The sequence below is a fragment of the Streptomyces tatrensis genome (genome assembly GCF_049310065.1).
Classification (GTDB): domain Bacteria; phylum Actinomycetota; class Actinomycetes; order Streptomycetales; family Streptomycetaceae; genus Streptomyces.
The window spans coordinates 5635159-5658261 of sequence record NZ_JBMDLB010000011.1 but is presented as its reverse complement, the minus strand read 5'-3'; the positions used below and the strand labels follow the sequence as shown (position 1 = coordinate 5658261).

Below are 23103 nucleotides of genomic sequence, written 5' to 3'. Positions count from 1 at the left end.
AGGTCCCGTGAAGGCACAGAACGACCAGCGCACGGGGTTGCTCTACGGCTTCGCCTCGTACGGGATGTGGGGGATCGTGCCCCTCTTCTGGCCGCTCCTCCAGCCCGCCGGAGCGATCGAGATCCTCGCCCACCGCATGGTGTGGTCCCTGGCCGTGGTCGGCGTGGCCCTGCTGGCCCTGCGGCGCTGGGGATGGATGGCGGAGCTGCTGCGCCAGCCGCGCAAGCTCGCCCTCACAGCGGTGGCCGCCGCGCTGGTCACCGTGAACTGGGGCGTCTACATCTGGGCCGTCAACAACGGCGCGGTCGTCGAGTCGAGCCTCGGCTACTTCATCAACCCCCTGGTCACCATCGCGCTCGGCGTCCTGGTCCTGGGCGAGCGCCTGCGCCGCACGCAGTGGGCGGCGGTCGGGATCGCCGTCACCGCCGTGCTGGTCCTCGCCGTCGGGTACGGGCGGCCGCCGTGGATCTCGCTGATCCTGGCCTTCTCCTTCGCCCTGTACGGGCTGATCAAGAAGCAGCTCGGCATGGGCGGCCTGGAATCGCTGACCGCCGAGACCGTGATCATGTTCCTGCCCGCCCTCGGCTACCTGCTGTGGCTCGGCTCGCGGGGCGAGTCCACCTTCACCGCCCAGGGCCCGGGGCACGCCGTCCTGCTGGCCTCGGCCGGGCTGGTGACCGCGATCCCGCTGATCTGCTTCGGCGCGGCCGCGATCCGGGTCCCGCTCTCCACCCTCGGGCTGCTCCAGTACATGGCCCCGGTCTTCCAGTTCGGCCTCGGCGTCCTGTACTTCCACGAGGCCATGCCGCCCGCCCGCTGGGCCGGCTTCTCCCTGGTCTGGCTCGCCCTCTCGATCCTCACCTGGGACGCCCTGCGCACCGCCCGCCGCTCCCGGGCCCTGCGCCTGGAGGCCCTGTCGGCGCACCTCCCGAGCGGCCTCCCGAGCGGCCTCCCGAGCACCCCGAGCCCTCTCCCGAGCTCCCTTCCGACCCCGGCGCGCGAGACCGCGTAACACCGATCGGAGCACCGGCGGGCGCGTCTTCGGACGCGCCCGTCCGCATGTCCGCCCCCGCCGCACCCCCGCCCGGGCCTACCCGTCCATCGGCAGCCCCGTCGTGGCGAGGCGGAGGTCGTGCGGCGCGTGCGCGGCCACCAGGGCCACGGCCTCCCCGGCCGTGGCGACCTCGCCCACCTCCCCGGCGGGATCGCGCCGCACGACGCGGAACCGCCCGTCGGGCAGCGGGATCACGTAGGGGACCGCCACCTCGTAGGGGAAGCGGGTCGTGCTGCTGAAGTGCACGTGGCAATGGCTCGTGTACGGGTACAGCCGCTGCAGGAGCGGGTGCGCGTGGGCCGCCTCCAGCACCGCGATGGTGCCGAGTCGCCAGACCTCGGGCCCGAGGCGCTCCAGGCCGTCCTCCCATGTCCGCCGCCGGTCGATCCACTGCGCCTCGACGACCGCCGAACGGATCTCTTCGTTCACATTCATCCGCCCAGTGTCCTCTCGCACCGGCCCTGCGGGCGGCTCCGTCCCCCGCCCGCCCGCGAGCCGCACGCTCCGCCACTGCGCCACTCGGCCCGCCGCGGTCGGGCGGAATCCGGGTTTCCCCTTATTTCATCGGCCACCCCCGCCTCCTCGGCCGCATCCCACCGGCCGAATTCCGCGATCCGCGATCGCCGCAGGTCGTCACGGCCCGGCGCATATTCCGCTTTCCGCTCCGGCCGGAGAGAATTGCACACCAGCGACACAGGCATTTTTGGCTCGTTGACAACCCCGAGTTCCCGGCGGTTATATGAAGTCATCGAAGGGGGGGATGGCAAATGAGGACCAGCCGAAAGTCCCGATTCCGCAGCCGAATCACACGCAGCCGAATTTCATTAATCCATTGCCATCTCCAATTGAGGAGATGACATGAGCATAATCAAGCACACGCTTCCGCTCGCCGCCGCCGCCATCGTGCTGACGGCCGGAAGCATCGCAGGGCCCGGCTTCATCCAGGCCCAGTCGGCGGCCGCGAGCACCTCGGCCGTCACCGAGACCCCGGCAGCCGCCGAGGCTCCGGCAGTCGGCGAGGCCGTGGCAGCCAGTGAGGCTCCGGCGGCCCCCGAGAGCCAGACGGGCATCTTCAACCCGCGGCCGGTCGCGAGAACCCCCGAGCAGCTGCTCCAGCTCCTGGGCGAGCGGATCAAGGCCAAGGACATCGACGGCATCATCGCCCTGCACGAGACCGAAGCGGCGATCGTCGACTGGGACCTCTCGGTCATCAGGGGCCACGCCGCCATCAGGGCCTTCTACGTCGGATGGTTCGACCTGAACCCGGTGCTCACCGTCAACGCCCGCCAGACCGTGGCGACGGGCGGATGGCGCGGCTGGGACGGCGTGGTGCGCCAGCGCACGGCCTCCATCATGGGCGACTACAGCCTGGAGCAGGCCGGGCCGGACGGCACCCGCGTGAGCTTCACCGGCAACTTCTGCGACACCGTCGAGGAGCAGCTGGACGGTACCTGGCTGTACGTCCTGGACAACCCGTACCCGCCCCACGGCGGGGGCACGCCGGCGACGGCCGCCCACCACTGATCCGGGCATCCCAGCGGTCTCGTCCTTTTCCGCTCAGCCCGCCGGCCGGCCGGTGAATTCCTTACGCGCATCGCACGCTTTATCAGCCGTGCCGAAAAGCGAGCAGGACGAGAAAACTCCGCCCACCCATGCGGGATCCATCATCCGCATGGGTGGCCGGCCACCACTCAATCAACCCGAGGGGGAACCGTGCCGGGCATAGCCCCGATCTCGTCATACCCACTGCCGACGGCGGCCGAACTGCCCGCCAGCCAGGCCCCGTGGAAACCCGATCCCGACCGAGCGGCCCTGCTCGTTCACGATATGCAGCGCTACTTCCTCGCACCGTTTCCCGAGGAGATCCGCGATCCGCTGGTACGCCACTGCGCGATCCTGCGGGAGCGCTGCGCCTCCCTCGGGGTCCCCGTGTTCTACACCGCGCAGCCCGGTGGCATGACCGACGGGGACCGCGGCCTCCTCAAGGACTTCTGGGGTCCGGGCATGAGGGTGGACCCCGTCGACCGCCAGATCGTCGCGGAACTGGCTCCCCGGCCCGCGGACCAGGTGCTCACCAAGTGGCGCTACAGCGCCTTCTTCCGCTCGGACCTGCTGGCCCGGATGCGCGCCCAGGGCCGCGATCAGCTGATCGTCTGCGGGGTGTACGCACACGTCGGCGTGTTGGCGACGGCCCTCGAGGCGTTCAGCAACGACATCCAGCCGTTCCTGGTCGCCGATGCCGTCGGCGACTTCTCCGCCGAGTACCACCAGCTGGCCCTCGACTACGCGGCCGCCCGCTGCTCGGTGGTCACCACCACCGAGGAGATCTTCACCACCGAGGAGGTCTTCCGATGAACCCGACGCAGCTGCTCGAGCACGTGCTGGGCACCGATCCGGGTCCCTTCGCCCTGCTGCACCGCCCCGAGTCGCTGGGCGCGGACCGCGTGGAGATCCTGCTGGGCCAGGTCAGCACCCCGGCCCGGCTGGCCGACGTCCCGCTCGCCGGCCGGAGCGGGGGGCCCGGCGGGGCCCGGCACGAGTCGCTGGTCCTGGTGCCCCACCAGCAGATCACCGAGCGCGGCTTCGTCGCCGCCGCGGACGGCTCGCCGCTGATCGCGATGTCGGTGACCGACCAGGGGCAGATCGCCACGTCGGAGGCGCTGCGAGCCCTGCCGGACGAGCCGATCACCCTGGACGGCGGGCATTTCGACACCGAGGACGAGGCGTACGCCGACACGGTCCGCGCGGTCCTCGACAACGAGATAGGCACCGGCGAGGGCTCGAACTTCGTCATCAAGCGCTCGTTCGTCACCACCATCACCGGGTACTCGACGCGCAGCGCGCTCAGCCTGTTCCGCCGGCTGCTCACCCGGGAGAGCGGCGCCTACTGGACCTTCATCGTGCACACCGGCACCCGGACCTTCGTGGGCGCCACTCCTGAGCGCCACGTCAGCCTGCGGGACGGCGTCGCGGCGATGACCCCGATCAGCGGCACCTACCGCTACCCGCCGACCGGACCGGACCGGTCGGAGGTCATGGAGTTCCTGACCGACGGCAAGGAGACCGACGAGCTGTACATGGTCCTGGACGAGGAGCTCAAGATGATGGCCCGGGTCTGCCGGGGCGGCGGCCGGGTGAGAGGACCGTTCCTGCGGGAGATGTCCCGGCTCGCGCACACCGAGTACGTCATCGAGGGGCACAGCGACCTCGACCCACGGGACATCCTGCGGGAAACGATGTTCGCGCCCACGGTGACCGGCAGCCCGCTCGAGAACGCCTGCCGGGTGATCGCCCGCTACGAGCCGCGCGGTCGCGGGTACTACGGCGGCATCGCGGCCCTCATCGGCCGCGACGCCGACGGCGCGCGCACCCTGGACTCGGCCATCCTCATCCGCACCGCCGACATCCGGGCCTCCGACGCCGACGGCAGCGGCCACGTGGAGGTCGGGGTGGGCGCGACCCTGGTCCGGCACTCCGACGCCGACGCCGAGGTCGCCGAGACCCGTACCAAGGCCGCGGGCGTGCTCGCGGCGCTGGGCGCCGCGAACCGGCTCGTCGAGGACCCGCTGGTCCAGAAGGCCCTGGGGAGCCGCAACGAGACGATCGCGCGCTTCTGGCTCAGCGACACCGCGTCGCGGGCGCGGCCCCATCCGATGCTCGACGGCCGCCGGGCACTGATCGTCGATGCCGAGGACACCTTCAGCTCGATGCTGGCCCACCAGCTGAGCGCCATCGGGCTGACCGTCGAGATCGCCGCCTTCGACGCGGCCCACCGCTTCGACGAGCACGATCTCGTCATCATGGGCCCGGGGCCCGGCGACCCGCGGGAGGCCGGCCACCGCAGGATGGCCCACCTCACCTCGGCGATCGAGGAGTTGCTCTCCCGGCGCATCCCCTTCCTGGCCGTGTGCCTGAGCCATCAGCTGCTGTCCCGGCACCTCGGGCTCGAGCTGAGGCGCCGGGACGTCCCGAACCAGGGCACCCAGCGGGAGATCGACCTGTTCGGCTCGCGGGAGCGGGTCGGCTTCTACAACTCCTACGAGGCCCGGTCGCGGGCCGAGCAGCTGGAGTGCCCCGGCGTCGGCGAGGTGAAGGTGAGCCTCGATCCCCGCACGGGAGAGGTGCACGCCCTGCGCGGGGCGCACTTCGGGTCCGTGCAGTTCCACCTCGAATCCGTGCTCACCCAGGACAGCGAGCGCGTCCTGACCGAGCTGCTCGTCCCCCTGATGGAAGCCGCGGAGGTAGTGAAGGTATGAAAGCCGCCATCTCCTGGTGGGACCTCTCCGGGTCCGGCCAGACCATCGACTCCCTGCGCGTCTACCTGCGGGACGAGGGCGTGGATCCGTGGACCGCGATCCGCGGACTGCGACTGAAGTTCTGGATCTCCGACCGTGTCAACAACCGCTGGGGCGCGGTGATGCTGTGGGACTCCGACGCCGACCTGACGGTACCGATGCCGCCGAACCGGGCCACCGAGCTCATCGGATACCCGCCGACCGAGCGGATGACGACCGACGTCGAGGCCATCGTCGAAGGCGTCCACTCCGGCGAACTGGCCGAGCGCGGACTGGCCTTCGAAGCCGTCGGGACGGCGTCGTGAGCACGGCGTACCGGCCCCTGGCCACCGATGAGTTCGCCGCCCCGCCCGCCGAGCCGATGGACCTGCTCCGGACCTGGTTCGACAGCGCCGTCGCGAACGCCGTGCGCGAGCCGGGCGCGCTGGCACTGGCCTCGGCCGATGCCCGCGGCCGCGCCTCCAACCGGATCGTGCAGGTGCTCTCGGTGCGCGGTACGGGACTGGTGTTCACCAGTCACTCCGACAGCCGCAAAGCCCGGGACCTGGAGGAGACGGGCTGGGCGTCGGGCGTCTTCTACTGGCGCGAGGCCGGCCGGCAGGTGAGCGTGAGCGGCCCGGCCCGCCCGCTGCCCGACGGGGAGTCCGACGCCCTGTGGGCCGCCCGGCCCGCCGCCGCGCACCCGATGTCGGTGGCCTCGTACCAGAGCGCACCGCTGCTGGACGAGGACGCGCTGCGCGAGCGGGCCCGGGAATTGGCCCGGGGCGCCGCCGCGCTGACCCGCCCGGACCGCTGGCTGGGGTACCTGCTGGAGCCGGCATCGGTCGAGTTCTGGCAGGCCGACCCGGAGGACCGGCTGCACCGGAGGCTGCGGTACGAGCGCGACGGCTCCGGCTGGCGCACGGGCCGGCTCCAACCCTGACCGTGCTCCGAACCCCCATGACCCAAGTGAGAGAAAGGCAAGCCGATGTGTGGAATTACGGGCTGGATCGCGTTCGACCGTGATCTGGAGCAGCAGCGCACCCAGCTGGACGCGATGACGCAGACCATGGCCTGCCGGGGGCCGGACGCCGGTGGCGCCTGGATCGAGCGGCACGCGGCCTTCGGGCACCGGCGGCTGTCGGTCATCGACCTCGAGGGCGGCGCCCAGCCCATGGTGGTGCCGACCGACAATGGACCGGTGTCGATCACCTACAGCGGTGAGGTCTACAACTTCACCGAGCTGCGGGCCGAGTTGCTGCGCCGCGGCCACCGTTTCCGTACCGACAGCGACACCGAGGTGGTGCTCAACGGCTACGTCGAGTGGGGCGAGGCGCTCGCCGACCGCCTCAACGGCATCTACGCCTTCGCCATCTGGGACTCCCGCGTCGAGAAGCTCGTACTGATCCGCGACCGGATGGGCGTCAAGCCCCTCTACTTCTACGAGACCTCCGACGGGGTGATGTTCGGCTCCGAGCCGAAGGCGATCCTCGCCAACCCGCTGGCGGAGCGCGCGGTCGACCTCGCCGGGCTGCGCGAGCTGGTCAGCTTCACCCAGACGCCGGGGAGCTCGGTGTGGTGCGGGATGCGCGAGGTGGTCCCGGGCGGCATCGTCATCGTGGACCGCGCCGGCCTGCGCGAGCGCCGCTACTGGACGCTGCCCACCCGGCAGCACACCGATGACCTGAAGACCACCATCGGCAACGTGCGGGACCTGCTCGAGGACATCGTGGGCCGCCAGGTGGTCTCCGACGTACCCCGGTGCACCCTGCTCTCCGGCGGTCTGGACTCCAGCGTGATCACCGCACTGGCCGCCGCCAAGCTCGGCGCGTCCGGCGAGAAGGTGCGCAGCTTCGACGTGGACTTCGTCGGACGGGCGGACGACTTCGTCGCCGACGAGCTGCGCGGCACGACGGACGCCCCCTACGCCCGGGAGGTGGCCGCCCGCGTCGGAACCCAGCACCAGTCGATCGTGCTCGACCACGCTTCGATCGCCGACCCGGACGTGCGGCGGGCCGTCATCACCGCGCGGGACAGTCCGCTCAGCCTCGGCGACATGGACACCTCGCTCTACCTGCTGTTCCAGGCCATCCGCAAGCACTCCACGGTCGCCCTGTCCGGGGAGTCCGCGGACGAGGTCTTCGGCGGGTACCGGTGGTTCCACCAGCCGGAGGTCCAGGCCGCGAAGACCTTCCCCTGGATGGCGGTCTTCGTCAGCGGCGCCAAGGCCCAGGTGTCGGACCGGTTCAACCCGGGCATCACCGCCGCCCTCGACCTGCCGACGTACATCGCCGACCGGTACTCCGACGCCGTCGCGGAGGTCGAGCGGGCGGAGGGCGAGAGCGACCACGAGATGACGATGCGGGTGATGAGCCACCTGCACCTGACCCGCTTCGTGCGGATGCTCCTGGAGCGCAAGGACCGGATCAGCATGGCGGTGGGGCTGGAGGTCCGGGTCCCGTTCTGCGACCACCGGCTCGTGGAGTACGTCTACAACGCCCCGTGGTCGATGAAGACCTTCGACGGCCGGGAGAAGAGCCTGCTGCGCGCCGCGACCGCCGACCTGCTGCCCCAGTCGGTGCTGGAGCGGACGAAGGCCCCCTACCCGGCGACCCTCGACCCGCAGTACACGAGCTCGTTGCTGCAGCAGTCCAAGGAACTGCTCGGTACCGACGACCCGGTCTTCGACATGGTCGACCGCAGCTGGCTCGAGGACATCATCCGGCAGGACCCGGCCTCCATGCCGCTCGACGTCCGCAACGGCATGGAGCGCGTGCTCGACCTGAGCACCTGGCTGGACGTCTACCGCCCCGAACTGCGTCTCTGAAACGGGAATTGAGGAAATCGAGATGGAAACCACCCACGCCCAGCCCGAGGTGCTCGAGGCCGACTCCGACCTGCGCGCCCGCCACCGTGCCGTCGTAGCCGACTACATGAGCCGCAAGGGCGAGACCCGTAAGACGCGCTACCAGCTCTTCGCCGAGGACGGCAGCGCCGGCCTGTGGACCAGCGACACCGGCCGGCCGATCACCTCCCAGGGGCACGAGAAGCTCAAGGCGCACGGCGAGTGGTCGCTGCGCATGTTCCCCGACTGGGAATGGACCAACGTCGAGATCTTCGAGACGCAGGACCCGAACAGGTTCTGGGTCGAGTGCGACGGGGAGGGCCAGATCCTCTACCCGGAGTATCCGCCCGGCCACTACAGCAACCACTTCATCCACTCTTTCCTGCTCGAAGACGGAAAGATCAAGCAGAACCGCGAGTTCATGAACCCGCTCCAGCAGCTGCGAGCGCTGGGCATCGAGGTGCCGAAGGTCAACCGCGGCGGGATCCCCACCTAGGAAGCACCGCCTTCGGCTCCCCTGCCAGATCCGGGCCGTTCAGGCCGTTCAGGCCGTCCACACTCACGACAAGGAGAATCCCGTGGGATCTCAGCTCAACCCCTACATCGCCTTCGACGGGAACGCCCGCCAGGCGCTGGAGTTCTACCACGACATCTTCGGCGGAAAGCTGGAGCTGGGCACGTTCGGCGACTTCGGCAATCCGGAGTCACCCGACGCCGACAAGATCATGCACGCCACGCTCAGCACCGCGGACGGTTTCACGGTGATGGCGTGGGACGTCCCGGAGCGGGTCCCCTTCAACCCGGGCACCAACGTCGCGCTCTACCTCGGCGGCGACGACGCCCACCTGCGCGACCACTTCGAGAAGCTCTCCGCCGGCGGCACCGTGGCGATGCCCCTCGAGCAGCAGGTCTGGGGCGACGAGGCGGGCACCCTCGTCGACAAGTTCGGGATCACCTGGATGTTCAACATCACCCAGGGCCGGTCCTGACCCGACCGGACTGCCGGGGCGCGGGGCGGAGCCGTCCGACGGCTCCGCCCCGCGCCGGGAGCACACAGATTCATGTCCTGCCGCGGAAGACCGCGGCGCAGCGGTCCGGCCGGCAGCGGCCGGGAGTGGGGATGGTGAGGGATCCATGACAGTCGACGTGCAGGCCACCCGGAACGTGGTCGACCTGATCACCGGCGGATGGAGGGCGCAGGCGCTCTACACCGCGGTCAAACTCGAACTGCCCGACCACATAGCGGCCGGACGTGTCTCCGGCGCCGAGCTCGCGAAGGCGACCGGGGCCAACGAGCAGGGCATCCACCGCCTGATGCGCCTCCTGGTGGCCATGGGCGTGTTCGAGGGCAGCGAGGCCACCGGCTACCGCGGCACCCCGGTGAGCGCGGCGCTGCTCGAGGGCCCGCAGTCCCTGCGCGACATGTGCCTGCTGTACGGCGAGGAGTTCTACTCGGCGTGGGGCCACGCGCACCACGCCATCAGCACGGAGAGCTCGGGATTCGAGGTCGCCTACGGCCGGCCGCTCTACGAGTACCTCGGTGAGGACGCGGCCACCGCCAGGCGGTTCCAGCACACCATGAACGCCGCGAGCATGTTCTTCCACCAGGTGCCCGAGGCCTTCGACTTCGGGGGCAAGACGGTCGTGGACGTGGGCGGAGGCGGCGGGCACCTGCTCGCCACCATCCTCGGCGCCGTGCCGGACGCCCGGGGCGTGCTCTTCGACCGCGAGCACATGATGCCGAAGGCGCGCGAGCACCTGGCCGCCACCGTCGGGCTGGACCGCGCCGAGCTGGTCGGCGGCGACATGTTCGAGGACGTCCCGGCGGGCGGGGACGTCTACGTCCTGTGCCGCGTGCTGGCCGGCCACGACGACGAAGCCGTCGTCGGCCTTCTCGAGAGCATCCGCCGGGCCATGGCCGACTCCTCGTCGCGGCTGCTGATCCTCGACCGTTTCGTCGAGGACGAGGACCCCACCGTGCTGCCCGCCCTGTGGGACCTGCACCTCCTGGTGACGACGGGCGGCGAACACCGCACCCTCGACAGGATCACGCGGCTGCTGGACCGGGCCGGCCTGGAGATCGCCGGGACCGCGGAGCTGCCCAGCGAGACGACCGCCCTGATCATCGCGCCGCGCACCCCCTCGCACTCCTAGGGAAGGAGATCTCCGGTGCTCAAGTTGGCAACGATCGGCGTCTACGGCTTCGACGTCGATTCCTACCTGCAACGACTCCACCAGGCCGGTGTGCGCCTGGTGCTCGACGTACGCCAGCGCCGCGGCGTCCGCGGCCCCGACTACGCCTGGGCGAACTCGCTGCGGCTGCAGGCGGCCCTCGCCGAGGCCGGGATCGCCTACGAGCACCACCGTGAACTCGCCCCGACCACCGAGCTGCGCCACCTCCAGTACGCCGAGGACGACCGCCAGGGCGTAGGCAAGCGCTCCCGCAACGAGCTCGCCGCCGAGTACACCCGCCGCTACACCGCAGAGATCCTCGACCCCGTCGACCTCGACCCGATCGTGTCGCGGCTGCCGGGCGACGGGACCGCGGCGCTGTTCTGCGTCGAGCGCGACGCGGAGGCCTGCCACCGGTCGCTGGTGGCACGGCGCCTGGCCGAGCAGCACCACGTGGCGATCGAACACCTGAGGCCGCTGTGACGGACGATGTGACGGACGCGGTGACGGACGCGGTGACGGACGAGACGCTTCCGCGCGGCGCGCGGCGACCGCGGATCGCGGTGTTCGCCGGACCGACGGCGACGATCCTGAACACACCGGACCTGGTCACCTCGAACAAGGCGCGGGTGCGCCACGGTCTGCCGCTGCTCCCCTCCCGCTTCGACGTCCTGCGTTCCCAGCGGCTCGCGGCGCCCGTGACCTTGTACGTCGAGGCGTTCAGCGCGCACCCGCTCGAACGGGAGTCGGCCGACCTGTACGCCCCGCCGGACGGCTGGCTCGACAAGGAGGGAACGTTCCACCAGGAGCAGCCGTTCGACGACGCCACCCCGGTGTACGTCGTCGAACTCGATCCGGCCGACGGCCTCTACCCCCTCCCCTACATGGGCAGGCAGGCGGACGGGTCCGCCTGGGAGGAGACCGCGGCGGCGCCCTTCGCACCGGCGGCAGCGGCCCGGCAGACGTTCTACCCCGACGCCCGGCGCCTGTACGAGGAGATCGAGCGGTACGGACTCGCCGACCTCGGAACCACCGTCGCGCTCGGTGCGATCGCCGACTTCGACTTCTTCCGCGCCGCTCCGTCGGGCGGATACACCACGGGCCCCGATGCCGAACGCCTCGGGCAGGACTTCTTCGTCTACTACCCGTACCACCTCCAGAGCGAGCCGGGCCTGGCGAACCTGGCCGAGGCCACCAACCAGGTCCAGGCCGTCCTCGACACGGGCCGGTTCACCGGCGTCCAGTGGCTCGAGGGGAGCCCGACCGTCGACGAGACCCTGTACTGGCTCGGACTGGTGATCGACACCACGGTGCCGCTCGTCGGGCACGCGGCCCAGCGCCGCCACCAGTCCCTGAGCGCCGACGGCGACCGCAACGTGGTGGACGGCGTGAAGTTCATCGCGTCGGGCGTCGCCCTGGACGAAACGGGCGCGGACCGCATCGGCGCCTGCGTGATCGTCGACGAACTCGTCTACTCGGCCCGCGACGTGACCAAGGTCGACGCCCGGCCCGGAGGGTACGAGGTCACCGGCGGGCACGGAGGAGTGGTCGCCGACATGGGCGGCTACGGTCCCCCGCAGCTCACCTACCTCCCGGCGCGCAGGCACACCCACCGCTCGGAGCTGCGCCTGAGCGCGCTCCCCGACCGGGTGGCCGGCGTCACCGGGGCCCTGGGCACCGGCGTGTCCCTGATCGACGTGGAGACCAAGGACGCCGGCGGGCTCGTGCCCGCCGCCATGCCGCACGTCTCGATCACCAAGTACAGCCGGTACGCGGCCACGGGCGCGAGCGCCGGCCACCCGTCCCCCTCCGACGACGAGGTCGAGATCCTCGCCCGGATCGACGCCGGCCTCGCGGGCGCGCCGCTGACCGGATTCGTCTGTGAGGGCATGTCACCGTTCGGGATGGCCGACCCGGCCAAGAACGCGGCGCTGGGCGTCGCCGTCTTCGCCGGCATGCCGGTGGTCCGTACGGGTCGCGGCAACACCGGGGGCATGGCGTACCGGACGGATCCGGCGTTCATCTCGGGCAACAACCTCACGGCAACCAAGGCGCGCCTGCTCCTCATGGCCGCGCTGCTCAAGTTCGGCGCCCTGCCCCCGGCCGCGGATCCGTTCGCCCCGACGCCCGCCGAGTACGCGGCCACGGTACGGGCGGTCGCCCGGTACCAGGCCCTGTTCGACACGCATTGACACCCACCCACACTGACACCGCTTCTGGGACGGAACGCATGGATACGTACGAGTACGTGGTGGCCGACGTCTTCACCAAGGTCCCGCTGGAAGGAAATCCGACCGCGGTCTTCCTGGACTCCTCCGGTCTGTCCACCGAGCGCATGCAGCAGATCGCGCAGGAGATGCACCTGTCGGAGACGGTCTTCGTCCTCCCCGCGGAGGACGACGGCGATGTGCGGGTCCGCATCTTCACCCCCGTCAACGAGCTTCCGTTCGCCGGGCATCCGACCCTGGGCACGGCCATCGTGCTCGGCGAGTCGCACGACTCGAAGGAGCTGCTGATGGAGACCGCCATGGGCACCGTCGCGTTCGAACTCGAGCGTGACGACGAGGGCCGGGCCGGCGCGGCCGGCATGTGGCAGCCCGTCCCGACGTGGGAGGACTACGACCGCACGGACGAACTGCTCGCCGCCCTCGGCCTCGCGGCCACCGGCAGTACGCTGCCGGTCGAGGTCTACCACAACGGCCCGCGGCACGTGTTCGTCGGCCTGGACGGCGTGGCCGCGCTCTCCGCCCTGGAGCCGGAGCACAGGAGTCTGGCGAGGCTGCCCGACATGGCCGCCAACTGCTTCGCCGGCTCGGGCACCCACTGGAGACTGCGGATGTTCTCGCCCGCCTACGGCGTGGTGGAGGACGCGGCCACGGGCTCGGCCGCCGGGTCGCTCGCCGTACACTTGGCCCGGCACGGCCTGATCCCCTTCGGGGAGTGGATCAGCATCCGCCAGGGGGTCGAGATGGGCCGTCCTTCGACGATGCACGCCCGGGCCATGGGGACGCCGGAGCGGATCGATTCGGTCTACGTGGCGGGATCCGCCGTGGTCATCGCACGGGGAACGCTGTACGCGTAGCCGCCCGCCCACGGCCTCCGATGGCCGCTGACGGCCGCTGACCGGCCGCGGATGGCCTCCGACGGCCGCCGAGAACGACGAGTGACCGATCCACAGAGGAAGGGCCGCCGCACGTGTCCGAGGGTGACGGGTTGTTCGAGTTACCGCTGTCCGAAGCCGCCCCGCCGCCCACGGAGACCGGGGCCGTGGGGGCCACCGCGCCGCTCGCGGTGCGGATGCGGCCGCGGACGCTCGCCGAGGTCGTCGGCCAGGCGCACCTGCTGGGTCCCGGCGCGCCGCTGCGCCGGCTGGCGGAGGGCGGGGAGGCCTCGTCCGTGCTGCTCTACGGGCCCCCCGGGACCGGGAAGACCACGATCGCGCGCCTGCTCGCCGCCGTCGACACCCGCCATTTCGTGGCCCTGTCGGCGCTCTCCAGCGGGGTCAGGGAACTGCGCGAGGTGATGAACGAGGCCCGTCTTCGCCGGGACCGCCAGAGCCGGCGGACCGTGCTGTTCATCGACGAGGTGCACCGCTTCTCCAAGAACCAGCAGGACGCCCTGCTCGGAGCCGTCGAGGACCGGCTCGTCCTGCTGGTCGCCGCCACCACGGAGAACCCGTCGTTCTCGGTGGTGACGCCGCTGCTCTCGCGGATGCTGGTGCTCCAGCTCCGGTCCCTGGACGAGGAGGACCTGCGCGCACTGGTGCGGCGGGCGGTGAAGGAGGAGCGCGGCCTCGGCGGTTCGGTCTCGCTGTCCCCCGAGGCCGAGGACGTCCTGGTGCGCCTCGCCGCCGGCGACGCCCGCAGCGCGCTGACCGCGCTGGAGGCGAGTGCCGACGGGGTGACCGACACCGGCGGCACCGTGATCGACGTAGCGGCCGTGGAACGGGCCGTCGCCGGGACCACCGTGCGCTACGACCGGCAGGGCGACCAGCACTACGACGTCATCAGCGCGTTCATCAAGTCGATCCGCGGCTCGGACCCCGACGCCGCGCTGCACTACCTGGCCCGCATGCTCGTGGCCGGGGAGGATCCGCGGTTCATCGCGCGACGGCTGCTGGTGCACGCCAGCGAGGACGTCGGACTGGCCGACCCCACGGCGCTGCAGGCGGCCGTCGCGGCGGCGCAGACGGTCCAGCTGATCGGGATGCCCGAAGCGCGCCTCGCCCTGGCGCAGGCCACCGTGCACCTGGCCACGGCGCCGAAGTCGAACGCCCTGATCACCGGGATCGACGAGGCCATGGCCGACGTCCGGGCGGGTGCCGTCGGCGAGATCCCCGCCCACCTGCGGTACGGCCGCTACGCGGGCGCCCGGGAGCTGGGCAACGCGATCGGCTACCGGTACCCCCACAAGGCCACGGACGGGGTCCAGGAGCAGCAGTACCCACCGGACGAGCTCGTGGGGAAGGACTACTACCGCCCCACTCGGCACGGCGGGGAGCACGTCCTGCACGAGCGCCTCGCCAGGCTCCGCCGTGTGGTCCGGGGGGACCGGGGGGACCAGGGGTAAGCCCACCCACTGCCCGTGCCGGTTCGAGGGGCACGAGCAGCGGCACGGACACGGTCGCGTTACGCGACGGCGGTGCCCTCGAGCTCGACCAGCTGGCCGGGGATCGCCAGACGCGAGACCCCGAGCATCGTGGTGGTCGGCGCGACCTGGGCGGCGCCGAGCTTTCCCGCCAGCAGACCGTAGTGCTGGAAGAGCAGGTCGACGTCGGTCGTGTAGACGTTGAGCCGGACGAGGTTCGCGAGGGTCATGCCGGCCTCGGCGAGCACCGCCTCAAGGTTGGCGATGCTCAGCGCCAGCTGCGCCGCCAGGTCACCGTCGTGCTCGGGCTTGCCCTCGCTGCTCATCGCGGTCTGTCCCGAGATGTACAGGGTGCGCGAGTGTCCGGAGACGACCTCGCCCTGGTTGAAGCCCATCTCTACCGACCACGACACCGGGTTGACCGCAGTTCGTTCCATGTCGCACAAGCTCCATTCGATTCACGTGAAGGTACGGACGCCCATCGGCTCGGCAGCCGCCCAGCTCTGACGTCGTGTGAAGGAGCCTTGCAACTAAATACGACACCTTCGGTCATGTATTTTCGTTAACATTTCTATATGCGCGCCGACCGATTAGTCTCGTTAGTGCTCCTTCTGCGCCAGCGCGGCCGGATGACGGCGGACGCCCTGGCCCGCGAGCTTCGCGTGTCCACCCGTACGGTGCTGCGCGACGTGGAGGCACTGTCCGCGGCCGGCCTGCCGGTCTACGCGGAACGCGGCCGGCACGGCGGTTTCACGCTGTTGCCCGATTTCCAGACAGCGCTCACGGGACTGAACCACGACGAGGCGCTCGCCCTGGTGGTCGCCGGATCACGACGCGGATCGCAGCTGTTCGGCCTCGGCTCGGCGCTCGCCTCGGCCATGCTCAAACTGGTCGACGCGCTGCCCGAGAACCTCCGGGACTCCGCGGCCGGCGCCGCACAGCGGTTGCTCATCGACCCGGAGACCGACCTCCTCTCGCGCCGGGTGGCCGCGGACGAGGTGTCCGACGCCGTCGTGGCGGAGATCCGCCACGCGGTGTTCGCCGGACGCAAGCTGAGGCTCGGTTACGCGGCGGCGGGCCAGGTCCCGAAGTGGCGCACGGTGGACCCGATCGGCCTGGTCACCGTACGCGGGCAGGGCTATCTGCTGGCCACCAGGTACGGCGCGGACCGCACCTACCGGCTGTCCCTGGTGCTGGCCGCCGAGGCGCTCGACGAACCCGCGCAGCGGCCGGACACCGTCGACCTGGACCGGACCTGGCAGGAGCACAACGCGCAGTTGCGGGCCGGGGGCGACCAGCTCACCGTGCTGGTCCGGGTGGACCCGGCGCGGCGGGACCAGCTGGTGGACACCGCACTGGCCGTCCGCGACGAAGAGGCCCACGCGGACGGCTGGTTGAGGATGAGCGTGGTGTTCCAGGACGCGCGGCACGCCGAATGGGCCCTGTGGCAGCACGCCGCGTACGCGGAGGTCCTGGCCCCGCAGGGACTGCGCACCTCCCTGCACAACCGCGCCGCCACGATCGCCGTCCGCTACGGGGGCGGGAGCGCCCCCCAGTAGGGCCCTGTCCGGTTTCCGAACAGGGTTGACCGAATTACGTTCTTGACGGACAGTCACCCTCTCGCCCAACATCAGGCTCGCACTGACGCACGACGCACTGTCGTACCCACGCAGTAGCGCCGGCGCCCAGGCACGCTCACCCGCGCCACCCGCACGTTCCGCACACATCCCCAGTACGGAATCCCGGAGCCCCCACATGAGCCTGTCCGTCTCCCGGCGCATCGCCACCGTGACCGCCCTCGCGGTCGCCGGCCTGTTCGCCGCCACCGCCCCCGCCGCGCTCGCCTCGCCGACCTCGGTCGCCGCCGCGCCCACGCCGCCCGACATCCCGCTCGCCAACGTCAAGGCACACCTGACGCAGCTGCAGTCGATAGCCACCGCCAACGGCGGCAACCGCGCCCACGGCAGGACCGGTTACAAGGCCTCGATCGACTACGTCAAGGCCAAGCTGGACGCGGCCGGCTTCACGACCACCCTGCAGACCTTCACCTCCAGCGGTGCCACCGGCTACAACCTGATCGCCGACTGGCCGGGCGGCGACCCCAACTCGGTCCTGATGTCCGGCGCCCACCTCGACTCGGTGACCTCCGGCGCGGGCATCAACGACAACGGCTCCGGCAGCGCGGCCGTCCTGGAGACCGCCCTCGCCGTCTCCCGGGCCGGCCTCACGCCCACGAAGCACCTGCGCTTCGGCTGGTGGGGCGCGGAGGAGCTGGGCCTGGTCGGCTCGAAGTACTACGTCACCAACCTGCCGACCGCCGAGCGGGCGAAGTTCGCCGGGTACCTGAACTTCGACATGATCGGCTCGCCGAACCCGGGCTACTTCGTCTACGACGACGACCCGACGATCGAGCAGACCTTCAAGAACTACTACGCGGGCCTCGGCGTCCCGACCGAGATCGAGACCGAGGGCGACGGCCGCTCCGACCACGCGTCCTTCAAGAACGTCGGCATCCCCGTCGGCGGCCTCTTCACCGGCGCCAGCAACACCAAGACGGCGGCGCAGGCGACGAAGTGGGGCGGCACCTCCGGTCAGGCCTTCGACCGCTGCTACCACTCCTCCTGCGACAACACGTCGAACATCAACGACACCGCCCTGGACCGCAACTCCGACGCCATCGCCTACGCGATCTGGAACCTCGGGTACGCCGTCCCGGTCCCGCCGGGCCCGTCCTTCGAGAACACCGCGGACGTGACCATCCCGGACTCCCCGGCCGCCGCGGTGAACTCGCCGATCACGGTCTCGGGCGTCACGGGCAACGCGCCGGCCACCACCAAGGTCGACGTGAACATCGTCCACACCTACATCGGTGACCTGGTGGTCGACCTCGTCGCCCCCGACGGCACCCTGTACAACCTGCACAACCGCACCGGCGGCAGCGCGGACAACATCGTCAAGTCCGTCACGGTCAACGCCTCCTCCGAGGTCGCCAACGGCGTGTGGAAGCTCCAGGTCAAGGACGTGGCGGCGCAGGACGTCGGCTACATCAACAGCTGGAAGATCACCTTCTGATACGTCGGTCCCCCGGGGCTCCGGCGCGATCCCGACCGGATCGCGCCGGAGCCCCCGGCCGTGCTACGAGTCCTGCGCGGGCCCCCGGAGCGACGCCGACAGCGGCTCCTGGATCCGGGCCCGCAGTTCCTCCGCGACCGCCGCGACATCGGCGTGGCCCAGCTTCGCGGCCTCCACCAGGTCGCCGAGTTCCTCGGGCGAGGGCAGCTGCTTGGCCCCGGCGACCCGCAGGTACGAGCGGGTGGCGGCGGCGGCGTAGAACTCGTTCATCGGGGATTCCAGCGCCGGGCAGACGGCGAGGGTGTGCAGAAACGCGGCGGCCCGCCACGCGGTGTCCGGGGCGGGCTGTTCGGGGACCAGGACGAGGTCGTTCTGGTGACGGGCCACGGCGGCGGCCACTCCGGAGGGATCCCACACGGCGGGATCGGACGGGAGATGGTGGGCCAGAGCGGTCCAGGCCCACTCCATGGTGATCTTCAATGCCCGAACCGCTCCTGGAAGTAGCCCCAGTGGTCGGCGAACTCCTCGATCCCGGACAGGAAGTTCTTCCGGTCCTCGTCGAGCTCGCGTTCCGTGACTTCGGTGATCAGAGCGGTGACCGTCGTGCCCAGGGCCGCCGCACGCGCCTTGAGGCGTTCGTGGAACTCTTCTTCCAGGCGGATGGTGACGTGTCTCGACATGCTTTTCACGGTACAGCGGGCCCGCTGTACGCAGGGCCGGAACGGCCCAAGGGTGGGCAGGGACACAGTCCCCTGCCCACCCTTGACTGCCGGTACCGCCTACGTGACGGCGTCGGCTACTCGTTCGCGTCGGCTACTTGTTCGCGTCGGCCGCCTTCACCAGCTCGGCCTTGGTGACCGCGCCGACGTAGACCTTGCCGTCGTCCGTGATCAGCGCGTTGACCACGCGGGTCTTCAGGACGCGGCCCTCGCCGAACTTCCCGGAGACCTTCTCCCCGAGGGAGTCGAGGAACTGCGAGGCGCCCTTGGGCGCGTTCTTGTCCTTCGCCGCGTCGTCCAGGCCCTTGAGGGTGTTGGTCGCGCCGGTCTCGATCCGGGCGATCGAGGTCCAGCCCTCGCCGAGGACCTTCGGCTCGCCCTTGGCGCCCGCGGCGCCGCCGGTCAGGCCGTCCAGACCGGGGATGGCCCCCAGCGCGTCCAGGCCCTTGTCCGTGCCGTCCTTGCCGTCCTTGCCGCCCTTGCCGTGCTCGCCGGCCGCGCCCTCGGTCACCTTGGCGCCCTTGGGCGGGGTGAAGGCGAAGGTGTCGGCGGCGGGCTTGGCGAAGTCCACCTTGGTGAAGCCGGCGTCCACGATCGGCTTGCCGCCGTCGGTGGAGAGCAGCTGCACGCGCAGCGGCATGCCGTTCTTCGCGTCCACCGAGATCTTCACCGAGGAGACCGTCGAACCGGTCCCCTTCGGCTTCAGGACCAGCTGGTAGGCGTCGCGCCCGGCCACCTGGGCCGTGTCGCCGACGCTGATGTCGGTGGTCGGCCCGGCGGCCTTCAGGACCTCCTGGGCGATCTCCTGCGGGGTGCCCGGCAGGCCCTCGCCGGTCTTTCGCTCGGAGCTCTTGCCGCCCTTGTCGCCCTTGTCGGTGGGGGCCTTCTCGTGGAAGACCTCCTTCGACTTGGAGTCGTATCCCCAGACGTCGTCGCCGTTGTGGACGAGGCTGTACTCGTCCTTGCCGTCGACGAAGGTGAGCTTCTGGCGGTCCGGGCCGTCGGCGGCCACGCGGAAGGTGTGGGTGCCGCTCACCAGCTGGGAGAGCTTCTCCTGCGGGTCCGCGGAGCCGCCGGTCACGCCGCCACCGCCGCCCAGCAGGCCGGCCGGCAGGCTCGGCAGTCCCAGGTCCGTGCTGATCTTGGCGCTGCCGGACAGCTGCTGCACGTCCGAGGCCGCGATCTTCTCGATGAGCTGCTGGGCCGTCACCTTCGGAAGGTCCGGTCCCCCGGCGTTCGCGAAGGCCGGAACCATCGCGATCGTGCCGGCGACCACACCGAACACCGCGACCGGTACGGCGTACCGAGCGGCCTTGCGGGTCTTTGCGTTCGTTGCCATGTCTGTCTGCCCTACCTCTGTGTGTACGGCGGCGACCTACCCGTTTCGTATGTGGTCGACCATGCGACCACGTCCACCCCTCGCCGCCACTCTCACCCGATCTGGTGGGGATGTGCCTCTATCTGACCAAAGAAGAGGGGGGCGGGGCGTCAGCCCCCGGAGCCAACTGTGCGTACGCCCCAGGGATGACATGACGAGGGCCCGGCATCCCCCACCCGTAGGGGTTGCCGGGCCCTCGCCCCTGACTTCGGTGGGTGTGCCCGGGTCAGCCCGCGCGGTGGACCACCGCGTCGCAGAGCTCCACCAGCGCCGACTTCGCGAAGCAGTCGGGCAGCGGGGCCAGCGTGGCCCGCGCCTCCTCCGCGTACCGCACGGTGTCCTTGCGCGCCTGCTCCAGGGCCGGGTGGACCCGCAGCCGGGCCAGCACCTCGGCGTGCCGGGCGTCGTCCGTCAGATCGCCGTCCAGGAGCCGTACGAGCTCCAGGTCGTCGGGGTCGCCGCCCTGCTCCGCCATCTCCCGCAGCCGCAGGACCGGCAGCGTGGGGATGCCCTCGCGCAGGTCGGTGCCGGGGGTCTTGCCGGACTCGTGCGAGTCGGAGGCGATGTCCAGGACGTCGTCGGCGAGCTGGAAGGCGGTGCCGAGCCGCTCGCCGTACTGGGTCAGGATGTCGACGACCGACTCGTCGGCGCCGGACATCATCGCGCCGAAGCGGCCGGAGACCGCGATCAGCGAGCCGGTCTTGCCGGCGATGACGTCGAGGTAGTGCTCGACCGGGTCGCGGCCGTCGCGCGGGCCGGCCGTCTCCAGGATCTGGCCCGTCACCAGCCGCTCGAACGCCTCGGCCTGGACCCGTACGGCCTCGGGGCCGAGGTCCGCCAGGATGTGCGAGGCCCGGGCGAACAGGAAGTCACCCGTCAGGACGGCCACGGAGTTGCCCCAGCGGGCGTTGGCGCTCTCCACGCCGCGGCGCACGTCCGCCTCGTCCATGACGTCGTCGTGGTAGAGCGTCGCCAGGTGGGTGAGCTCCACGACCACGGCGGAGGGGACGATCCCGGGCGCGTAGGGATCGCCGAACCGGGACGCGAGCATCACCAGCAGCGGCCGGAACCGCTTGCCGCCTGCGCGGACCAGGTGCTGTGCGGCCTCGGTGATGAAGGGGACTTCGCTCTTGGTGGCTTCCAGCAGACCCGCCTCGACGGCGGCCAGTCCGGCCTGGACATCCGTCTCAAGAGCCTGGTCCCGCACGCTCAGTCCGAACGGCCCGACGACGGTCACGAGGGGTACTCCTGTCTGCTGACGATCACCTTGACGATCACACGGATTGTCGATGTGTCGCTGCCATCACTCAAGCCAGCGTATCGGGTCTGTTTTCGATCACCCAGGGCGCCTGTCCGGCCACGGGCCGCGCACCGGTCGCACACCGGCCGCGCACCGGCCAGGCGGCGCCCCATGCGCCCCGGTATGTTCTAGAGCAGCCGAAACAACCGGAGAATGCGTTTTGTCCAGAACTTCTACCGATATAGACGAGCCTTCCGACCCGGAGGCCGACCAGCCGCCGCCCGGCGACGACCACGCCTTCCTCGGGCACCCCAGGGGCCTTGCCACGCTCTCCGGACTGGAGGTCTGGGAGCGCTTCTCGTTCCTGGGCATGCAGGCCATCCTCGTCCTCTACTTCGCGGACACGGTGGCCAACGGCGGCCTGGGGATGAACCCGGGCACCGCGGCCTCCGTCTCGGCGGCCTACGGGACCATGGTCTACCTCGTCTCCGTCGCCGGCGGGTGGCTCGCCGACCGGATCCTCGGTTCGTACCGCGCCGTGCTCTGGGGCGGCATCCTGATCGCCTGCGGCCACTACGCCATGGCCGTGCCCACCGCCGCCATGACCTGGGTGGGCCTCGGCCTGATCAGCGCCGGCACCGGCCTGCTGAAGCCGAACGTGGCCAGCATGGTCGGCAAGCTGTACAAGACGGACGACGACCGGCGCGACGCCGGCTTCGCCCTCTACTACATGGGCATCAACATCGGCGCCTTCGCCGGCCCCCTGATCACCGCCTGGCTCGGCGAGCACCAGGGCTGGCACTGGGGCTTCTCGGCCGCAGCGATCGGCATGACCGCGGGCCTGATCCAGTACGTGGCCGGCCGCCGCCATCTGGCGGGACGCAAACACTCGGCCGAGTTCGCCCTCGCACCCGACGCGATGCGCTCCGCTGTGATGAAGATCATCGGCGGAATCCTGCTCTTCGCCGCGCTCGCCACTCTTCTGGCCCTGCTGGGCTGGCTGACGATGGACCGCTTCGTCGACCTGCTCACCCTGGTCTCGGTGATCGCACCCATCGTCTACTTCGCGATCATGTTCCGCAGCGACCGGGTGACGCCCGCCGAACGGGGCCGCCTGCGCCCGTACGTGGTCCTCTTCCTCGCCTCGGTGGCCTTCAACTTCATCCTCTTCCAGGCCTACTCGACGATGATGCTGCTCGCGTCGACGAACGCCCGCACCGAGATCCTCGGCTTCACCTTCCCGGCCGGCTGGTACGCCTCCGCGCTCGGCGCGTTCGAGGTGCTCCTGGCCCCGGTCGTCGCCGCGCTGTGGGTCCGGATGGGCCACAAGCAGCCGCACGCCTCCAACAAGATCGCCATCGGCGTGATCCTGGGCGGCCTGTCCTTCCTCCTGATGGTCATCCCGACCTCGGGGCACAGCGGCGACACGTACAAGATGGCCGCCTGGTGGATCATCGGCTCCTACCTGCTGCTCGGACTCGGCGACATCCTCCTCGAAACCTCGGGCATGTCGGCCACCACGAAGCTCGCCCCGAAGGCGTTCGCCAGCCAGACGATGGCCCTGTGGTTCCTGTCCCTGGCCCTGGCCAACGGCATCCAGGCGCAGGTGGTCAAGCTCTACGACCAGGTCTCCCACCCCGCCTACTTCGGCGTGAACGGCGCCATCGCGGTGGCGGTGGGGCTCGCGGTGATCGCGGCCGCGCCGTGGCTGAAGCGCACGATGCACCCGGTCCACTGACTTCCACCGTCCGCCGGCCCTCCG

At 70.7% G+C, this 23103-nt stretch carries 23 protein-coding genes; 17 read left to right on the top strand and 6 right to left on the bottom strand.

Features of this window, described 5'->3' with window-relative positions:
* Window positions 1–7: 7 nt before the first annotated feature.
* The gene (gene rarD / locus ACODT5_RS41820; RefSeq protein ID WP_422524188.1) at window positions 8–1012 is read left to right on the top strand and encodes an EamA family transporter RarD; all 1005 of its coding nucleotides are present in this window, start codon (window positions 8–10) and stop codon (window positions 1010–1012) included.
* A gap of 78 nt (window positions 1013–1090) precedes the next feature.
* Here rarD and ACODT5_RS41815 read toward each other — a convergent pair whose 3' ends face one another.
* The gene (locus tag ACODT5_RS41815; protein WP_422524187.1) at window positions 1091–1489 is read right to left on the bottom strand and encodes a DUF6193 family natural product biosynthesis protein; all 399 of its coding nucleotides are present in this window, start codon (window positions 1487–1489) and stop codon (window positions 1091–1093) included.
* Between the two features lie 423 nt (window positions 1490–1912).
* Here ACODT5_RS41815 and ACODT5_RS41810 point away from each other — a divergent pair, with 423 nt between their 5' ends.
* The 13 genes from ACODT5_RS41810 to ACODT5_RS41750 all read left to right on the top strand — a co-directional run bounded on the left by ACODT5_RS41810 (window position 1913) and on the right by ACODT5_RS41750 (window position 14914).
* Entirely contained in the window at window positions 1913–2578 is a 666-nt protein-coding gene (locus ACODT5_RS41810) for a YybH family protein (RefSeq protein WP_422524186.1), read from the top strand.
* Window positions 2579–2767: 189 nt separating this feature from the next.
* Window positions 2768–3409 carry an isochorismatase family protein gene (locus tag ACODT5_RS41805; protein WP_422524185.1) on the top strand — a complete coding sequence of 214 codons (642 nt, stop codon included), beginning with the start codon at window positions 2768–2770 and terminating at the stop codon, window positions 3407–3409.
* Entirely contained in the window at window positions 3406–5310 is a 1905-nt protein-coding gene (locus ACODT5_RS41800; RefSeq protein ID WP_422524184.1) for an anthranilate synthase family protein, read from the top strand. Before ACODT5_RS41805 ends, ACODT5_RS41800 begins: the two co-directional genes overlap by 4 nt.
* Window positions 5307–5654 carry a hypothetical protein gene (locus ACODT5_RS41795; RefSeq protein ID WP_422524183.1) on the top strand — a complete coding sequence of 116 codons (348 nt, stop codon included), beginning with the start codon at window positions 5307–5309 and terminating at the stop codon, window positions 5652–5654. Before ACODT5_RS41800 ends, ACODT5_RS41795 begins: the two co-directional genes overlap by 4 nt.
* Window positions 5651–6271 (top strand): phenazine biosynthesis FMN-dependent oxidase PhzG, encoded by a 621-nt coding sequence (gene phzG, locus ACODT5_RS41790; protein ID WP_422524182.1) that lies wholly within the window; start codon window positions 5651–5653, stop codon window positions 6269–6271. The genes ACODT5_RS41795 and phzG overlap by 4 nt, the downstream gene beginning before the upstream one ends.
* 45 nt (window positions 6272–6316) lie before the next feature.
* Window positions 6317–8155: an asparagine synthase (glutamine-hydrolyzing) gene (asnB, locus tag ACODT5_RS41785; RefSeq protein WP_422524181.1), complete on the top strand. Its 1839-nt coding sequence runs from the start codon at window positions 6317–6319 to the stop codon at window positions 8153–8155.
* 22 nt (window positions 8156–8177) lie between these two features.
* Entirely contained in the window at window positions 8178–8669 is a 492-nt protein-coding gene (locus ACODT5_RS41780) for a PhzA/PhzB family protein (RefSeq protein ID WP_422524180.1), read from the top strand.
* Window positions 8670–8751: 82 nt separating this feature from the next.
* Window positions 8752–9162 (top strand): VOC family protein, encoded by a 411-nt coding sequence (locus ACODT5_RS41775; protein ID WP_422524179.1) that lies wholly within the window; start codon window positions 8752–8754, stop codon window positions 9160–9162.
* A 145-nt stretch (window positions 9163–9307) separates the two neighbouring features.
* Entirely contained in the window at window positions 9308–10327 is a 1020-nt protein-coding gene (locus ACODT5_RS41770) for a methyltransferase (RefSeq protein WP_422524178.1), read from the top strand.
* A gap of 15 nt (window positions 10328–10342) precedes the next feature.
* Complete coding sequence (locus ACODT5_RS41765; RefSeq protein ID WP_422524177.1) at window positions 10343–10828, top strand: DUF488 family protein, N3 subclade; 486 nt, start codon at window positions 10343–10345, stop codon at window positions 10826–10828.
* Window positions 10825–12537 carry an asparaginase domain-containing protein gene (locus tag ACODT5_RS41760; RefSeq protein WP_422524176.1) on the top strand — a complete coding sequence of 571 codons (1713 nt, stop codon included), beginning with the start codon at window positions 10825–10827 and terminating at the stop codon, window positions 12535–12537. Before ACODT5_RS41765 ends, ACODT5_RS41760 begins: the two co-directional genes overlap by 4 nt.
* A gap of 38 nt (window positions 12538–12575) precedes the next feature.
* Window positions 12576–13427, top strand: a complete 852-nt coding sequence (locus ACODT5_RS41755) for a PhzF family phenazine biosynthesis protein (RefSeq protein ID WP_422524175.1) — start codon at window positions 12576–12578, stop codon at window positions 13425–13427.
* Between the two features lie 131 nt (window positions 13428–13558).
* Window positions 13559–14914, top strand: a complete 1356-nt coding sequence (locus ACODT5_RS41750; protein WP_422524174.1) for a replication-associated recombination protein A — start codon at window positions 13559–13561, stop codon at window positions 14912–14914.
* Between the two features lie 59 nt (window positions 14915–14973).
* Here ACODT5_RS41750 and ACODT5_RS41745 read toward each other — a convergent pair whose 3' ends face one another.
* Window positions 14974–15369, bottom strand: coding sequence for a RidA family protein (locus ACODT5_RS41745; protein ID WP_422524173.1), 396 nt, complete (start codon window positions 15367–15369; stop codon window positions 14974–14976).
* A 138-nt stretch (window positions 15370–15507) separates the two neighbouring features.
* Here ACODT5_RS41745 and ACODT5_RS41740 point away from each other — a divergent pair, with 138 nt between their 5' ends.
* Together ACODT5_RS41740 and ACODT5_RS41735 are read left to right on the top strand one after the other, a co-directional pair.
* A complete protein-coding gene (locus ACODT5_RS41740) occupies window positions 15508–16491 on the top strand; it encodes a helix-turn-helix transcriptional regulator (RefSeq protein ID WP_422524172.1) in 984 nt (327 codons plus the stop codon).
* 196 nt (window positions 16492–16687) lie between these two features.
* Entirely contained in the window at window positions 16688–18004 is a 1317-nt protein-coding gene (locus ACODT5_RS41735) for a M28 family metallopeptidase (RefSeq protein WP_422524171.1), read from the top strand.
* 63 nt (window positions 18005–18067) lie between these two features.
* On the opposite strand, the gene ACODT5_RS41730 is transcribed toward ACODT5_RS41735, so the two are convergent.
* The 4 genes from ACODT5_RS41730 to ACODT5_RS41715 form a co-directional block, all read right to left on the bottom strand.
* Window positions 18068–18484, bottom strand: coding sequence for a hypothetical protein (locus ACODT5_RS41730; protein ID WP_422524170.1), 417 nt, complete (start codon window positions 18482–18484; stop codon window positions 18068–18070).
* The gene (locus tag ACODT5_RS41725; protein WP_239516343.1) at window positions 18481–18684 is read right to left on the bottom strand and encodes a ribbon-helix-helix domain-containing protein; all 204 of its coding nucleotides are present in this window, start codon (window positions 18682–18684) and stop codon (window positions 18481–18483) included. The genes ACODT5_RS41730 and ACODT5_RS41725 overlap by 4 nt, the downstream gene beginning before the upstream one ends.
* Before the next feature lie 133 nt (window positions 18685–18817).
* Window positions 18818–20062 (bottom strand): LolA family protein, encoded by a 1245-nt coding sequence (locus tag ACODT5_RS41720; RefSeq protein ID WP_422524169.1) that lies wholly within the window; start codon window positions 20060–20062, stop codon window positions 18818–18820.
* Between the two features lie 265 nt (window positions 20063–20327).
* Entirely contained in the window at window positions 20328–21338 is a 1011-nt protein-coding gene (locus ACODT5_RS41715) for a polyprenyl synthetase family protein (RefSeq protein ID WP_422524168.1), read from the bottom strand.
* 223 nt (window positions 21339–21561) lie between these two features.
* On the opposite strand from ACODT5_RS41715, the gene ACODT5_RS41710 reads away from it, so the two are divergent.
* Window positions 21562–23079, top strand: a complete 1518-nt coding sequence (locus tag ACODT5_RS41710) for a peptide MFS transporter (protein WP_422524167.1) — start codon at window positions 21562–21564, stop codon at window positions 23077–23079.
* Window positions 23080–23103: the final 24 nt, after the last annotated feature.

Bases quoted from the DNA above. Each gene is read 5' to 3' on its own strand.
- ACODT5_RS41780 (WP_422524180.1), top strand. From the start codon at position 8,178: ATGGAAACCACCCACGCCCAGCCCGAGGTGCTCGAGGCCGACTCCGAC.
- ACODT5_RS41815 (WP_422524187.1), bottom strand. From the start codon at position 1,489: ATGAATGTGAACGAAGAGATCCGTTCGGCGGTCGTCGAGGCGCAGTGG.
- ACODT5_RS41725 (WP_239516343.1), bottom strand. From the start codon at position 18,684: ATGTCGAGACACGTCACCATCCGCCTGGAAGAAGAGTTCCACGAACGC.
- asnB (WP_422524181.1), top strand. From the start codon at position 6,317: ATGTGTGGAATTACGGGCTGGATCGCGTTCGACCGTGATCTGGAGCAG.
- ACODT5_RS41800 (WP_422524184.1), top strand. From the start codon at position 3,406: ATGAACCCGACGCAGCTGCTCGAGCACGTGCTGGGCACCGATCCGGGT.
- ACODT5_RS41755 (WP_422524175.1), top strand. From the start codon at position 12,576: ATGGATACGTACGAGTACGTGGTGGCCGACGTCTTCACCAAGGTCCCG.
- ACODT5_RS41740 (WP_422524172.1), top strand. From the start codon at position 15,508: ATGCGCGCCGACCGATTAGTCTCGTTAGTGCTCCTTCTGCGCCAGCGC.
- ACODT5_RS41735 (WP_422524171.1), top strand. From the start codon at position 16,688: ATGAGCCTGTCCGTCTCCCGGCGCATCGCCACCGTGACCGCCCTCGCG.
- ACODT5_RS41720 (WP_422524169.1), bottom strand. From the start codon at position 20,062: ATGGCAACGAACGCAAAGACCCGCAAGGCCGCTCGGTACGCCGTACCG.
- ACODT5_RS41770 (WP_422524178.1), top strand. From the start codon at position 9,308: ATGACAGTCGACGTGCAGGCCACCCGGAACGTGGTCGACCTGATCACC.
- ACODT5_RS41810 (WP_422524186.1), top strand. From the start codon at position 1,913: ATGAGCATAATCAAGCACACGCTTCCGCTCGCCGCCGCCGCCATCGTG.
- ACODT5_RS41745 (WP_422524173.1), bottom strand. From the start codon at position 15,369: ATGGAACGAACTGCGGTCAACCCGGTGTCGTGGTCGGTAGAGATGGGC.
- ACODT5_RS41795 (WP_422524183.1), top strand. From the start codon at position 5,307: ATGAAAGCCGCCATCTCCTGGTGGGACCTCTCCGGGTCCGGCCAGACC.